Consider the following 14,199-nt stretch of genomic DNA (forward strand, 5'->3'; position numbering starts at 1 on the left):
CCTTGACGGCGGAAGCCGCTTGGATGACGTTAAGCAATATTCACTGACCTCGGTCAGTGAACGGAGGTCTGTTGCCGCTCCAATCCATTCAGTTTCTGACGTAGGACGTTGTCTGACACAATCATCCTCGGCTTCCCGCGAGCCTCGACCAGCATCGTCAGTTCGCGGGCCACCCGTTTGCCCGAGATCGAGGTGTCGGGGACGGCTGCCAGGCATTCGCGCGTGACGTCGTCTACGATGTTGAGGATGCGGAAGCGGCGGCCCAAAGCGAATTGGTCATGGACGAAGTCGAGCGACCAGCGGGCATTGACCCTGGCCTCGACCAGGATCGGAGTGCGGGTCCCGATCGCCCTGCGCCGGGCCTTGCGCTTGCGCACGGTCAGTACTTCTTCGCGGTAGAGCCGATAGATGCGGTTGATGCCCGACGGCTCGCCCTGTTCCCGCAGCAGGATGAACAGTCGCCGATAGCCGAACCGGCGACGCTGGTTGGCGAGATCGCGCAGGCGGCTACGCAACTCGATGTCGGGTGACCGCCGGGACCGATAGCGGATCATCTTGCGATCGGCAGCTATGAGGGTGCAGGCCCGGCGCTCGCTCATCCCCAGCACTTTCCGCAGGTGAGCGACAGCATCACGCTTGGCGGCGGGCCCTACCATTTTTTTGTCAGCAGTTCCTTCAGCGCCGCCTGGTCGAGCATCGACTCCGCCAACAGTTTCTTCAGCTTCCGGTTCTCGTCCTCCAGCGACCGCAGCCGCTTGGCATCCGATATGTCCATGCCGCCGTACTTGGCCTTCCAATTGTACAGCGTGGCTTCCGAGATGCCGTGCTTGCGAGCCAGATCGGCGGTCTTCGCACCAGCCTCATGCTCTCGCAGCACCGCGATGATTTGCTCCTCGGTGAACCTCTTGCGCTTCATCGTCCGTCCCCCTTCGTCGGGCCGGACTCTAACTCCGCGTGGAGGAAAAATTCAGTGGCAGGTCAGCGCGGGTCAGCTGAACGGTCGCCGCGGATGACCGCACGATTTGCGTGACCCAGAGAAGTGTTAGGATTCGATAGCTGGAAAGAAAAGGTCGACCGTCGTACCGCAACCAGGATCGCTGGAGACGGCCACGTGGCCTCCAATGTGCCGCATGAAGGCGCCGACCTGGGGCACGCCGAGACCATTTCCCTTATATCCCTTCGTTGTGAAGAACGGCTCGAACACTCTTCGGGCGACGTGACCAGGCATTCCCGAGCCATTGTCTTGCACTCTAACCCGGACGTAAGCGCTTTCGGAGCCTAACTTCGATAGTGCGTTGTCACTCTCACAGCGGGACGTATTAATTCGTACTTCGCCTTCACCCCCGGTCGTCGCATCACGCGCGTTGATGACGAGGTTCAAGATCGCTGCGGCAAATTGGTCCGGGTCGACAAGGCACTTCGGAATCGCTGGCGCACATTCAAGAACAACGCGTGTAGACGGCCCGGCGCCGTATTGAAGAAACCGCTCAAGATTCTTAAGAAGCGCGCTCAGATCTGCAGCATAGAGCTTGACCCCATCTTGCCGTCCAAAGTCCAAGAGCTTAGAGGTAAGCCTCACTCCCTCCTCGACTCCTTCACGTGCACCGGCGATGAAGGTCCGGACCTTGTCCGGATCACCGAGATTGGAATCAGCGAGTCTCAAACCGCAGTCAATTACCGAGAGTATGTTTCGGAAATCGTGAGCAATGCCGCCGGTCATCTCTCCAAGTGCCGAGAACCGCCGCGCGGCGCGCGCCGAAAGCGAGGCTGGCGAAGGGACGTTGTCTATCCGCGGCGTGCCGAAATAATTGCTGACAGTACTGAATGGTCTGTTGTTTTTTCCTTGGCATAATGCTCCCCCGTCTTTAGCTCGATTGATTCTAGCTTCGCTTTCTTGATCATATCGCTAAGACGTAGCGTGCGAACTTAACTGAGTGCAGACAAACGAATTTAATTAGCGTTTCGCAACAAGATTTTTGTCGAGCTCGGTAACAGGAGGCGGATACAACACTGTGCCGTCCGCTCTCACGCGAGCACCCTCGGTTAGATGTGCCTGGCCCACTGCCTTAGGCCCCAAGATATGAAAGACTATTTCTCCCGCCGCGATCAGATAGTCGGCAATAATCCTCCTGTGGCACCGCCACCAGACGGCTTCCGAGCACATGATCACGCATGTCGTGGCGTGGCCTCGCTCACGCAGCATTTTCAAGCCCGATCGGAACTCGTTGCTCGTCGCGTAGTCTGCATAATTGTGAAAACTCTGGTTCTTCCAGAGTGCGTTGGCCTCCTGCGGCAAACCCCGCATCCTGCCGCGGAGACCGCCCAGCGCAGCGATGTGTTGATAACCGACCTGGAACTCGGAAAGGGCTTCCGAGAACTCCTTCGAATTGTATTGTGGATTGGTCCGAGACTTGGGAACTGCGCGCACATCTACGACGAGCTTGATGTCGTGCGCGTTGAGCAAGGCGACAAAATCGTCGAACGAACGCGTCGAGTGCCCGATTGTGAAGAACGATCGGGGCATATGGATGTCCTGGTCCGACAACGCGAAGTGCTCTCCAGGCTATTTGGTCATCTCCGCGACCTTGCGCCTGAGCGCGCGTGTCTCCTCGAACCGTTCGGTCACATCGCGCATAATGGCAGCAAATCCGATCAGCCCCCTGGACCCGTCTCGCAACGGGACGATCGTAAACTCCAGCGATAGCTGCCGGCCGTCCTTGGCGGTGCCGGGAACCGCGAGCACGTCGCCCTGGCCATAGCGGCTCTCGCCGATCTCCATGACTCGACGGTAACCGTCCCAATGGCGCTTCCGCAAACGCGTCGGAATAATAATGTCCAGCGATCGACCGATGGCCTCCGCCCTCGCGAAACCGAAAATCCGCTCCGCGCCCGGATTCCAGAAGATGATGTCACCCTCTTTATCTGCGGCGATGATCGCGTCCGACGGCGCGGAGAGGATCGCGTCTCCTATGATGTGATCAACATCCACGGCTTCTAACCCAGACAATCGTCGCTCATTCGTGGCGTCTCAATCTTAACGCTCGCACTTTATGAAGAGCAATGTGATCCGTTTTGTCGCTTCTGATCTCGTATTGGGGATTTTCCAGCGAGGCGTGATGGGTGTATCCTTTATATTGCAAGTCCTTGTGGTGGACTTTGATGATTGTTCCGGCGACCCGTCCTGCTTCCGAATTCCAGCTTACGTGATCTCCAATCTTAAACGAGCGCTTCATTCACGCCTCCGACGTCCGGATGGAATAAACGCGTCACCAGAGACCTCGAGAACGGTAAGCCTGCGTTCCCCGCGGGCCTCAGTCCAGCGGATCGACTGTCCCGGTCCAAGGCCGATCAGAGCGCTCCCGACGGGACTAAGGACCGAGATGAACCGAGGTCCGGGACCCTCCTCCGGGAAAACTAGCCTGGCGCGATGAATACGTTGGTCCTCATGATCGATGAATTTCACATCGCTTCCCATTCGGACGACCAAAGTCGGCGATATATCACCCATCGCAACGTCTGCGCGCTCGACCTCTTCGCGTAGGAATTCTGCGCTTTGGGCGTGGGCAGATACAGGCAGCTCCCTTATCAGCGCGAGTAGTTTGTCACGGTCCGCCGGTGTCAGGACGATCGGCGGGCGCTGCTGCGCCGTCCTCTCATGCCAGTCTCTGGAGGATCGATCTCCTTGATTCATATCCCGCTGCCAGCTTGAGGTCCCTTGCTTTCACGGAATACAGACGCTTGGTCGCCGGCCACGTGAGCCTCACGCTTGAACGCATTCACTTCTTCAGCCAGGTCTTTCAAGAGTTGATGCTGCTCCGCTTCGGCAATGGCGCCGCTAGCCAGCTTTCTATATCGATTCAGATTCGTCGAACTAAAGAACCTACCCATTCCTGATGGCGGCTTTTGCCCTCTGACGGACGTAAGAATTGTAGCCATCACGTCACTCCTCAGGAGCCCGATTGCTGGGTGCGATGCTCGGTCCATTGCGACAGCCCGGGCACGCCGACCCTGTTTCATCCAAGATATCTCCGGAGGCAAACGAAGATTATTGACGTTTCAATACAATACAATTGCACCTGGAAGAGCAGGTTCGGTGGATCACGCTCCCATCGGATGCCGCCCCGAGAATCGGGCCCTTGACGCCTCCAGTTTAGAGACCCTTTCGCACAAATAACGAAACGGGGGACGCCGGGATATGAGAGCAAGATGTGAAAGGTCGTGGTAGCGGAACACAACCCGCGGAGGGAGATTCCGTGCCGACAAATAGGCGGCGCGCTGAGCGCGGCTCGTTAATTCACTTCCGCGGTGGACACTGCGCGGAGGACGGTGAGCGCCGTTCCCAAAGTAGCGGTATCGAAATTCGTCGAGTGCACGGCGTAGACCGGGAATGAGAAGTGGGGCGCTCCCGGGACGAGATGAAGTTCTCCAGATTCCAAGTATGGCTGGACCGCGTGCATCCTGAAGTAGCCTGAGCCGCCTTCCAAGAGCACGTAATTGAGAGCAAGCGGGCCAAGATTGGCGACCAGGCTCGGTGTCGTGTCGGGAAAGCTTGCTCCGTGGTGAAGGGTGAAATCCGGACCCCATTCTACATGAACGTAGCGAGGGTCATCTGCGCGATGGTTTGACAGATCGGTTGTCACCAGTACGAGCTCTTCCTCCATTAGCAAATCGATTTCCAAACCAGGCCGATGCTGAGGTGCGTACATGATAGCGACGTCAACGAGACCGGCCGCAACATGCGTAATCAAATCCTGAGGGACGTCGACATGCGCGCGAAGCGCTATATCCGGATGTGTCCGCCGCATCATCCTCACCCATTCGAGCAGAAGTGGCTGCCACAGACTGACCTCGCTTCCCACAGTTAATACCGCACGGTGTCCTTCAGGGACCGCTACCTGTTGCCGTGCTCTCTGCCATAGCTGAACGAAAGTCGGAGCAAAGCGCAGGAACTGCTCGCCCGCTGGTGTGAGCGAGGCACCACCTTTGTTCCGGACAAAAAGCGGCCGACCAAGCTGCTGCTCCAGGAGTCGCACCCGCGCGCTGACCGTCGTTTGAGCGACGTGCAGACGATCAGCTGCTTTGATGAAGCTGCCTGTAGAGACGATCTCCACAAAGGTTCGCGCCAGTTCGATGTCCATGTCTCATCTAACATAAACGATGCAGATAAGTGTCAATTATATTCGTTTGTATGCTTCATTAGTAGGTGTGATGGTGCGCTTGTTGAAGCGCCGGTGAACCAATGCGGCTGAAGGTGCTGGCCGCCCTCCTCCTGGTCGCGGGTCTCTGCTCGGTGGCCCGGCAACCTCGCCAACCCATGACGCTGCTTCGGCGCAGCTGATGTATCGGACAAACACAAATTATGCATGAAGGAAAAGACTTCAAGAACCCCGATCTCGCGCAAGGCGTTGCAAAAAGCGATCTTGCCGACGGTGAAAAGCTTTTGGGTCATGTCGGCGCGGACGCCGTGTTACTTGTCAGGTACGGCGATGATTTTTTCGCAGTCGCACCGGAATGCACTCACTATCACGGCCCCTTGGCAGACGGGGTGATTGCCGATGGCGCAATCCGCTGTCCCTGGCATCATGCCTGTTTCGACCTTCGCACCGGGGAGGCGGTTCGGGCGCCAGCCTTCAGCCCAATTGCGTGTTGGGAGATCGAGCATCGCGAAGACAAGGTGTTTGTGCAAGTCAAGCGCGAGGCGCCGGAACCGAAAGCCCGCCCGAAGCTACCGAGCACGGCTCCCGCCAAAATTGTGATCGTGGGCGGAGGCGCTGCCGGCTTCGCAGCCGCCGAAATGCTCCGTCGTCAGCAATTTGACGGCAGCATCGTGTTGCTAAGCAACGATGCTGCGCTGCCGGTGGATCGGCCGAACCTGTCGAAAGACTACTTGGCAGGCGCTGTGCCGGAAGACTGGGTCTTCTTGCGTCCCGACAATTTCTACGGCGACAACGCGATCGACTTGCGGCTGACCGAGGAAGTGGCAGCCATCGATATTCGTTCGCGCGAGGTCACGCTCTCCAATGGAAACAGTATTGGATACGACAGGCTATTGCTGGCGACGGGAGCCGAGCCGGTCCGACTATGGATCCCTGGCGGGAATGAGTCACACGTCCATTCGCTCCGCTCGCTTGCGGACTGTCGTAGCATCATCGCAAGTGCTCAAGGGGCAGCGAGAGCGGTCATACTTGGAGCCAGCTTCATTGGCCTCGAGGTCGCCGCCGCCTTGCGTGTCCGTGGCATCGAGGTTCACGTCGTCGCGCCCGAGAAACTGCCGATGGAACGCGTTCTTGGCCGGGAGATGGGGCGGTTCGTGCAATCCCTTCACGAGGGACATGGCGTCGTATTTCACCTCAATGAGACAGCGGTCTCGATCACCCAGGACCAGGTCACGCTCAAGAGCGATCGCAGGTTGGCTGCCGATTTCGTTGTAGCGGGAATCGGCGTGCGTCCGAGGATAGACCTTGCGGCAAAAGCCGGTCTCCTTGTCGAGCGGGGCGTCGTCGTAAATTCCTTCCTCGAAACGAGCGCCACTGGCGTATACGCCGCGGGAGACATCGCTCGCTGGCCGGATAAGCATTCGGGGGCAAATATCCGCGTCGAACACTGGGTGGTTGCTGAACGCCAGGGCCAGACAGTTGCGCTCAACATGATGGGACATCGCGAACCATTTGCAGCTGTTCCTTATTTCTGGAGCCAACATTATGACGTTCCGATCAATTACGTCGGACATGCAGAGAGGTGGGACGAAATCGCAATCGAGGGCGATATCGCCACCAAAGACTGCGTGATCCGATACAAACAAGAAGGTCGTACGCGGGCAATCGCTTCAATTTTTAGAGATCGCGAAAGCCTCCAGGCTGAGATTTCCATGGAGCGCCAGACCAATTTCTGAGCGGCTGCACTCGGTAGTTATCCCTTCGCGTCTTTCGTAAGCCTCCCTTGGTCATGCCTTTTTGACTCGGCTGATTCTCTTCGCTGAGAGCAGAAACTCTGCATTCAACTGACAATTAAATTCGTTTGCTTGCTGTGCTTACAGCGCCACATGAATGAGGCTAGGACAAGATTTGCCTGACCTGAGTCCTCCAGCTCTTCAACGATCAGGCCGTGGAGTTCTGTAAGGGAGCTGAAAACAAGGACACTTCGATGCGCGTCCAAAGCATACTGCCCGTCGCTCAGCAGCGCATGATTACGGTTCGAGATGACGCTTCGCTGGTCGAGGCCGCCAACCTCTTGTCCGACACCCATCGAGCCCTCCTGGTCGTGTGCGATAGCGACGGAGCGATGGTGGGTGTGGTCACCAAGACTGATGTCGTGCGACAAGTCGCCCAACATCACGGCGCTTTCGAAAACAAGGCAGTGTCCGCGGTGATGACTCAAACAGTGACCACGTGCCGAGCCGACGATCAGCTGCACGACGTCCTGGCTCTTATGAAAGAGAAGGGGTTCGTTCACATCCCCATCGTTGACAAGAACTCACATCCCTGTGGCGTGGTGAATGCCAGAGACGCGCTGCAAGCGCTGTTGCGGGAAGTCAAAGACGAGGAGCTGCTTATCCGCGCCTATGTGATGGGTGTTGGGTACCACTAGCCTTGATGAACGAGAGGAACGACGCGCGTTCAAACAATAGGGAAAGTACTCTCGCAAATGGCGGCTACAGCAAAACGGAGATCGAAGCAGACAAGAGCCGCCAACCGCAAGCCACTCGTCATCATAACGGGCGCGGCGGGAAATCTCGGCCAGTCGCTGGGAAAGGCTCTTCGCCCGGAATACGAGATCGTCGGCTTCGATTTGCGCGCTGATAAGTCCGATTTTCCGATCATTGGAATGGATCTGACCTCGGGGCCGGCTATCGAGCTCGCGCTCCGCAAGTTGCGTGACTCGTTTGGTTCAAACATTGCCAGCGTCATTCATCTTGCCGCCTACTTCGATTTCAGCGGTGAAGACAGTGCTCTGTACGACCAGGTCAATGTCGAAGGAACGCGGAAGCTGCTGCGGGCGCTCCGCGACTTCGAAGTAGATCAGTTCATTTATTCAAGCACGATACTGGTGCACTCTCCGTGCCGACCAGGCGAGCACATCGACGAAAACCAGCCTGTCGAACCGCGCTGGGCTTATCCGCGGTCGAAAGCGGCGGCGGAAGAAGTGATCCGCGCAGAGCGTGAGAAAACACCATATGTGCTCCTGCGGCTGGCTGGCGTTTATGATGAGCACGTCATGGTGCCAACGCTCTCTCACCAAATCGCGCGCATTTTCGAGCGCGATTTTCAGAGCCACTTCTACTCAGGCAACACTTTGGTCGGCCAGGCCATGCTCCATCGCGAGGATCTGATAGAGGCCTTCCGACGAGTCATTGACCGAAGACACATCCTCCCCCCTGCAACCGAGATTCTGATCGGTGAGCCTGATGCGATGGGCTACGACGCCCTTCAGGACGAACTCGGGCGCTTGCTCCACGGAGCGGACGAGTGGTCGACATTGCGATTGCCGAAGGTAATTGCGGCTGCCGGATCCTGGGCACAGCACACGTTCGAACCAGTTATTCCCGACATGATCGACAAGGGAGAACCCCCGTTCGTCCGACCTTTCATGATTCCTATGTCGGACGATCACTATGCGCTCGATGTTCGGCGGGCGCGAGACTTGCTCGGTTGGGAGCCAAAGCACCGCCTGCAAGAAGAGTTGCCCCGCATGGTGGGCTTGCTTAAGAGCGATCCGCTCCGCTGGTACAAGGCGAATGGCATCACGCCGCCGCTGTGGTTCGGCGCCGCCGGCAAGCTGGGGGAGAATCCAGAAGAACTGTCCGCCCGCCACAGGGAGCGGATCAGGGCTGAGCACGGCGCTTATCGCTGGGCGCATTTTCTCAACATCGGCCTCGGGACTTGGCTCATCACGCAACCGGCGCTGATAAATGTCGGAGAGCCGCTCTTGCGGACGACCGAGATTGCGCTTGGGTCCCTCCTCATCCTGTGCGCCGCCATTTCCCTCTCGTGGCGAGTACAATTGGCGCGCTGGGCCTGCGCCGGCATCGGTGCCGGGGTGATGGCAATACCTTTCCTGCTCTCAACCGCGAACGGAGCGGCTTACCTCTCAGACACGCTTGTCGGCGCGCTGATATTCGGCTTCGCGGTTTGTACCAAGCCGGATCCGGGTCCATCAGCTCTTGCGACACTGACCGGTCCTGATGTGCCGCCAGGCTGGAGCTACAACCCCTCAGTATGGACTCAGCGCCTGCCGATCATCGGGTTGGCGCTCATAGGACTATACGTTTCGCGCTATCTCGCAGCATACCAGTTGGGCCATGTCCCAAGCGTGTGGGAGCCGTTCTTCGCCGGATCGGCGGTGGACCCGAGAAATGGAACAGAGGAGATCATCACATCATCGGTGTCGAAAGCTTGGCCGGTATCTGATGCGGCGGTGGGCGGCTACACGTACCTGTTGGAGATCCTTACCGGCGTCGTAGGCTCACGGACGCGTTGGCGAACAATGCCTTGGCTTGTATTGCTGTTCGGACTGATGATAGCTCCGCTTGGTATCACCTCGATATTCTTTATCGTCATCCAGCCGATTGTCATTGGCACGTGGAGCACGCTCGCTCTGATTGCTGCCGCCGCGGTCCTTGTCCAGATCCCCTATTCCCTTGATGAATTGCTCGCCACGCTGCAGTTCCTGCGCCGCCGAGTAAACGCGGGCCAGAACTGGTTGCGGGTGCTTCTCGTTGGAGGCACCGACGAAATGCCCGTTGCCGGCAAGGAAAGGGTTGTCCCCGACGAATTCGATCGACCTCCTTGCGCAATATTGAAAGAGATGGTTGGCGGCGGTGTCGGCCTTCCTTGGAATTTGGCGATCAGCGCGCTCATTGGCGTGTCGCTACTGTTCACCCGCGTGACGCTCGGTGCCGACGGCGGCTTGGCGGACGCTCATCACCTGATCGGCGCACTCGTCCTTACGGTGGTATCCATCGCCGCCGCTGAAGTCGCTCGGCCGGTGCGGTACTTCAATGTTGTCCTCGGCGCGGCGCTCCTGATCCTCGCGCTCGTGTATGAAGCGGATGTCGCCGGAACGATCGCGAGTATCATCTCGGGAGCAGCTCTAATCGGTCTGAGCTTCCGGCGCGGGGCAATCCGGGAACGGTATGGAAACTGGAATCACCTGTTAGTGTAGCACGCATCGTTGGCAGGCCGTAGATCCAAGTCATGCAGGAGAATGTCATATGCTTACTGAACAAGAGATACGTACCATCCGGGAAGCGGTGGGAATTTTTCACCGAAACGAAGACCTTCAAAGCGCCATTGACGAGCTTCTTAGTTCCGGGTTCCACCGGTCCGAGCTTGGGCTGCTCGCGAGCGAAACCGCTGTGCGGGAAAAGTTGGGCGCCCAGTTCAAGAGCATCAGCGCACTTGCTGACGATCCTGCGGTCCCGCGTGCAGCGTATGTCTCACCCGAGGCCATCGGCGACGCCCAGGGCGGGTTGATAGGGGCATTGGTCTATGTTGGAGCGGCAGCCGCTGCAGGCGCTGTCGTAGCCTCCGGGGGGACGCTCGCCGCGATTATAACCGCAGTGGTGCTGGCGGGAGGAACAGGTGGGCTCCTTGGCTCTGCGTTGGCGAAATGGCTTGGGGACCGTCATGCAACTTATCTGCAGGACCAGATCGATCGCGGAGGATTGTTATTATGGGTGCGGACCCGGGGTACGACGGACGAACAGCGCGCCATTGATATTCTGAAGCGGCATTCCGGCGGTGAGGTCCATGTCCATGCCCCACCGATGCAGGTTGCAAATCCGACTGGATCTGACAACCAAGTTTCGGCGACATCGCCATGAATCGCAACGCCGCGCCCAAAACACGAGCGGCATTGTCGAGCCCACCGGCATAGGTGGGAAGCCATGATGAGCGCACTCGTGCATGCGTTTTACGTCAAGGTACGAAACGTTGGATTGCTCAGACCGAGCGATAGCTGCGTCGGCAGTGGGGCCATCATTTGGAGCGCATGTGTTCATCCGGTCGTCAGCGCGGCTTGCTTGTTATGCAGGTCCGCCTACTTGCGCTCAAGCTTGGATTGGTACCTGCGATGTTGCGAATTCCGCTAGCACTTATGCCCATGCGCAAGGCGGCCTCCACCATCGCCCCGACCATCTTTGTTACTGTCCCAGGCCATTGAACGATTTCTCGCGGACCGTCTGCCGTTTGCCAAAGCGCGTGTGGGAAATGGCCAGCACTTTTGTCGATTCCGACGAAGATGCGACGCCCATCTCCTCGGGAGTATGCAGGCTGTGGCCTGGCTCGGTGAATAGCGGCGGAACGTGGCACGCGCTTTGCCAGCCTTCGATCTTCCCGCGTTTGAAGGCAGGCTTATCGTATGAACCTGCGGGGGCTTTCGGTGCCAATGTCGAGAGCTGGAACTTGACCGCTGCGTCCTGCCGTCGACTACAACGCACGGACTGACGGTTCAGAGCTATAACGTTGTTCTCGCTTTTGCCCAGCACGGTATGCCTATCTCACTGCGGCGCGCAAAGATTCCAAGACCCAAACTGTCGGCAATTCGCGGCACCTGATGCTCTCGCATATGGATTACACGACAAGTCAGACGGTCACACACATTATGACCCGCTTTACTACTTGCTAGGTTTCAGCAAGCTGCTCAGCATCCAGGCCGTCTTTTCGTGTTGCGTCACCCGCGTCGTCGCGAGATCAGCCGTCGCAACATCTCCTTGCGTCTCGGCCTCCCTGACTACTTGCAGAGCGGTGCGCGACGCAGTGTTATGATCAGATAAAAGCTGATTGATCATGGCATCGGCCGCAGGCGCGCCCGTCTCTTCGCTGATGGAAGTCAATGCCTGGAATTCAAAGAAGCTGCCAGGCGCCTTGACCCCGAGTGCGCGTATCCGTTCGGCGATCTCATCAATCGCCTGTGCGAGTTCAATATATTGATCTTGAAACAGCGTATGCAACGGTTCAAATTGCGGCCCGACAACGTTCCAGTGAAATCCCTGCGTCTTGAGATAAATGATATAGCTGTCCGCTAGCAGGCGCCCGATCAAAGCCGCAGTTTGTGCGCGTGCCGCTTGATCGTTGATGTATGGATTGGTCATTTCGGATCTCCTAGTTTCAAGTGTCTTGATTCTCTAATCCCAAGCCGCGTCGCAATGACGCGCGCATTTGCAAAAAGCGCGATCGCTTGTATGCCCACTTAGGCGCGTGGAAATCAACATCGTCCGATATCGGCGTCCGGCCAAGGATTGGAATCCCGGATAACAACGTGCCGTCCGCGCGACCACCCTTCCACCTTCTGGCGTCAATCCGCAGCTATTTGAGAAGATGGGGTCGGGGCTCGGCTGACATGCAAGACAGTGAGGTTGCGGCGGTCGCCGACAGCCGATCTCCAGCAGATCGACTGGCCCTCCGATAGGCCGATCAGGGCTGCCCCGAGGGGTGTCAGCACCGAAAGGAGTCCGCGATCGTGGGCATCTTCCTCCGGATAAACGATGGTGACGCTGGAGATGCGCCCGGTGTCATCGTCGCGGAACTCGACCGTTGACCCCATCGTGACGACCGAGTCCGGCACCTCGGTCGTCGGCACGACGCTCGCACGGTCGAGTTCCTCAGCTAGCGCGGTGCCAGAGGGTGGTTGCCGGCGGCCCATCCTACTCACGGTCGCCATGAACGAGAGGCGTCCGTAATCATCTTCGGGAATGACGATTGGGGGAAGCCCGTGCGCCTTGTTCATTTTTCCTCCACAGGTTCTACAAAGTTAACCCAACCCGCCTCGACCGCCTCGGCCTCTCCGGGCACAGTCGCTCCCAATCTTCTCGTGCACGTTCGAAGCGGCGGGAAGGGCAGCGCCTTCCCCGAGGCACAACAGGTGTCACGCCGCCTTGCGAATCTCCTGCTCAACGAGTTCGCCCGAAACAAGTTCGCCCGAAGCCAGCCCCGAAGGCGTTACGGCAGTTTCAGCCCTGCGTGGATGTCGGAGGGCAACGGCAGCGATGTCGGCGCGCGAGAGACCGATGTCGGCAAGTTCGTGATCGCTCAGGCGCGACAGTTCCTCATAAGCCCGCCTTGCGGCGGCGGCCTCCTCGACGACCGCCAAGAAGGAGGCTGCTATTGACACCAGCCGGCGGACGCCTGTCGCAATTCCTCGACCGAGGAGCGCGAGAAGCTCATCGAATGCCTGTGCCTGCAGTTGCCGGGCTCGCCTGTTGACCTCATCCGTGGTAGGCTACCGGATTTCGTTTCGCTCGGTGCTTCGCCTTAAGTGAGCCTTGGTCAAGATGGGCTGCAAGTGGGACGCCTGACCTCCGTCGACGGGAGTCAGATGATTGCTAATGGACATGATGATCCTCCGGCGATCTGATGTCGCTCTTTAGATGGGACTGATTTGGATGCTTGCGTTGACCCCGAGCGGGATGAATGCGGCTGCCTATGCCCGCTCGGGCAGCACATGGCCCAGCAGGCGAGCTACCGGCGAATGCAATCCAAATATGATCATCATATTTGATATATGGGGTCGATGTGAAAAGAATCAAGAGCAGAAGAGACGCTCTACGCTCGAAGTCGCTCCGCTAATCTACGCTGCAGGTTTTTTTTGACGACGGAAAATGGCAACTGCAATTGGCTCATCAGAAGAAGGGCTCGACAATGACATCGACCACCTCAGATTTCTGATTACGAGGACGCCGGCAGCGCCCGGGCCACCGCGCGAGCTTTTGCCAAGGCTCGCCGCCATACCACACTGTTGTTTGGCTGGGCACAATGCTTGCTATCGGCGGCCTCTTATTTTCTGCATGGAATTGAATCGCACCTACAATGTCACGGGATAGCGTTAGGCAATCCACTTTAATGCCGCTTCGGCCGCTCGCTCACTTCCTCTGCGCTGCGAGGCGCCATAGACGACATTTCGAGAAGTCTAGGAAACGACTTGCCGGACAGTCCGGTTGGTCGTTGTTAGCGCAGCCGCACTAGGGCGGCGCGATCTGCGTGTTCAAAGGGCCTGACACCTGCAACTAAATCAGATCACACCTAAAGATCGCATTGCTTCGGCCACCCGTACGAAGCCGACAATATTTGCACCCAAAACATAATCATTCGCGGATCCGTATTCTTCTGCCGTTTCTGCGCAAACATCATGGATGCCGTGCATTATCGCGGCCAAGCGAGTTTCCGTTTGCTCGAATGTCCAGCTGTCACGTGAGGCGTTTTG

At 58.0% G+C, this 14,199-nt stretch carries 15 protein-coding genes and 2 pseudogenes; 4 read left to right on the forward strand and 13 right to left on the reverse strand.

The features are described 5' to 3' along the window. Positions 1-107: 107 nt before the first annotated feature. The 8 genes and pseudogenes from AB7F49_RS33050 to AB7F49_RS33085 all read right to left on the reverse strand — a co-directional run. Positions 108-916 (reverse strand): annotated as a pseudogene (locus tag AB7F49_RS33050) (IS3 family transposase); the annotation flags it as partial. Positions 917-1,042: 126 nt separating this feature from the next. Further along, complete coding sequence (locus AB7F49_RS33055) at positions 1,043-1,720, reverse strand: two-component system sensor histidine kinase NtrB (protein WP_428530182.1); 678 nt, start codon at positions 1,718-1,720, stop codon at positions 1,043-1,045. Between the two features lie 234 nt (positions 1,721-1,954). After that, positions 1,955-2,524 (reverse strand): DUF488 family protein, encoded by a 570-nt coding sequence (locus tag AB7F49_RS33060; RefSeq protein WP_428530210.1) that lies wholly within the window; start codon positions 2,522-2,524, stop codon positions 1,955-1,957. A gap of 39 nt (positions 2,525-2,563) precedes the next feature. Continuing rightward, entirely contained in the window at positions 2,564-2,989 is a 426-nt protein-coding gene (locus tag AB7F49_RS33065; protein ID WP_428530184.1) for a PAS domain-containing protein, read from the reverse strand. 25 nt (positions 2,990-3,014) lie between these two features. Next, the gene (locus tag AB7F49_RS33070) at positions 3,015-3,233 is read right to left on the reverse strand and encodes a DUF2945 domain-containing protein (RefSeq protein WP_428530186.1); all 219 of its coding nucleotides are present in this window, start codon (positions 3,231-3,233) and stop codon (positions 3,015-3,017) included. Next, on the reverse strand, positions 3,230-3,691 hold the full coding sequence (locus AB7F49_RS33075; protein WP_428530188.1) for a GreA/GreB family elongation factor: 462 nt from the start codon (positions 3,689-3,691) through the stop codon (positions 3,230-3,232). The genes AB7F49_RS33070 and AB7F49_RS33075 overlap by 4 nt, the downstream gene beginning before the upstream one ends. Further along, positions 3,688-3,936 carry a hypothetical protein gene (locus tag AB7F49_RS33080; protein WP_428530190.1) on the reverse strand — a complete coding sequence of 83 codons (249 nt, stop codon included), beginning with the start codon at positions 3,934-3,936 and terminating at the stop codon, positions 3,688-3,690. The genes AB7F49_RS33075 and AB7F49_RS33080 overlap by 4 nt, the downstream gene beginning before the upstream one ends. Positions 3,937-4,289: 353 nt before the next feature. After that, complete coding sequence (locus AB7F49_RS33085; protein ID WP_428530192.1) at positions 4,290-5,138, reverse strand: LysR family transcriptional regulator; 849 nt, start codon at positions 5,136-5,138, stop codon at positions 4,290-4,292. Between the two features lie 221 nt (positions 5,139-5,359). On the opposite strand from AB7F49_RS33085, the gene AB7F49_RS33090 reads away from it, so the two are divergent. From AB7F49_RS33090 to AB7F49_RS33105, 4 genes are all read left to right on the forward strand, one after another. Beyond that, positions 5,360-6,892 (forward strand): FAD-dependent oxidoreductase, encoded by a 1,533-nt coding sequence (locus AB7F49_RS33090; protein ID WP_428530194.1) that lies wholly within the window; start codon positions 5,360-5,362, stop codon positions 6,890-6,892. A gap of 251 nt (positions 6,893-7,143) precedes the next feature. Then, on the forward strand, positions 7,144-7,587 hold the full coding sequence (locus AB7F49_RS33095; RefSeq protein WP_428530196.1) for a CBS domain-containing protein: 444 nt from the start codon (positions 7,144-7,146) through the stop codon (positions 7,585-7,587). Positions 7,588-7,644: 57 nt separating this feature from the next. After that, on the forward strand, positions 7,645-10,161 hold the full coding sequence (locus AB7F49_RS33100; RefSeq protein ID WP_428530198.1) for an NAD-dependent epimerase/dehydratase family protein: 2,517 nt from the start codon (positions 7,645-7,647) through the stop codon (positions 10,159-10,161). A 49-nt stretch (positions 10,162-10,210) separates the two neighbouring features. Next, the gene (locus AB7F49_RS33105; RefSeq protein WP_428530200.1) at positions 10,211-10,822 is read left to right on the forward strand and encodes a hypothetical protein; all 612 of its coding nucleotides are present in this window, start codon (positions 10,211-10,213) and stop codon (positions 10,820-10,822) included. A gap of 318 nt (positions 10,823-11,140) precedes the next feature. On the opposite strand, the gene AB7F49_RS33110 is transcribed toward AB7F49_RS33105, so the two are convergent. From AB7F49_RS33110 to AB7F49_RS33130, 5 genes and pseudogenes are all read right to left on the reverse strand, one after another. After that, positions 11,141-11,485: a hypothetical protein gene (locus AB7F49_RS33110; RefSeq protein WP_428530202.1), complete on the reverse strand. Its 345-nt coding sequence runs from the start codon at positions 11,483-11,485 to the stop codon at positions 11,141-11,143. 129 nt (positions 11,486-11,614) lie between these two features. Then, positions 11,615-12,091, reverse strand: a complete 477-nt coding sequence (locus AB7F49_RS33115; protein WP_428530204.1) for a Dps family protein — start codon at positions 12,089-12,091, stop codon at positions 11,615-11,617. Between the two features lie 203 nt (positions 12,092-12,294). Continuing rightward, positions 12,295-12,726: a nucleoside diphosphate kinase regulator gene (rnk, locus tag AB7F49_RS33120; protein ID WP_428530206.1), complete on the reverse strand. Its 432-nt coding sequence runs from the start codon at positions 12,724-12,726 to the stop codon at positions 12,295-12,297. Positions 12,727-12,864: 138 nt separating this feature from the next. After that, positions 12,865-13,089 (reverse strand): DUF1127 domain-containing protein, encoded by a 225-nt coding sequence (locus AB7F49_RS33125; protein WP_428530208.1) that lies wholly within the window; start codon positions 13,087-13,089, stop codon positions 12,865-12,867. 918 nt (positions 13,090-14,007) lie between these two features. Continuing rightward, positions 14,008-14,199, reverse strand: a pseudogene (locus tag AB7F49_RS33130) (NADP-specific glutamate dehydrogenase); the annotation flags it as partial.

Source organism: Pseudorhodoplanes sp. (genome assembly GCF_050250235.1).
Taxonomy (GTDB): Bacteria; Pseudomonadota; Alphaproteobacteria; order Rhizobiales; family Xanthobacteraceae; genus Pseudorhodoplanes.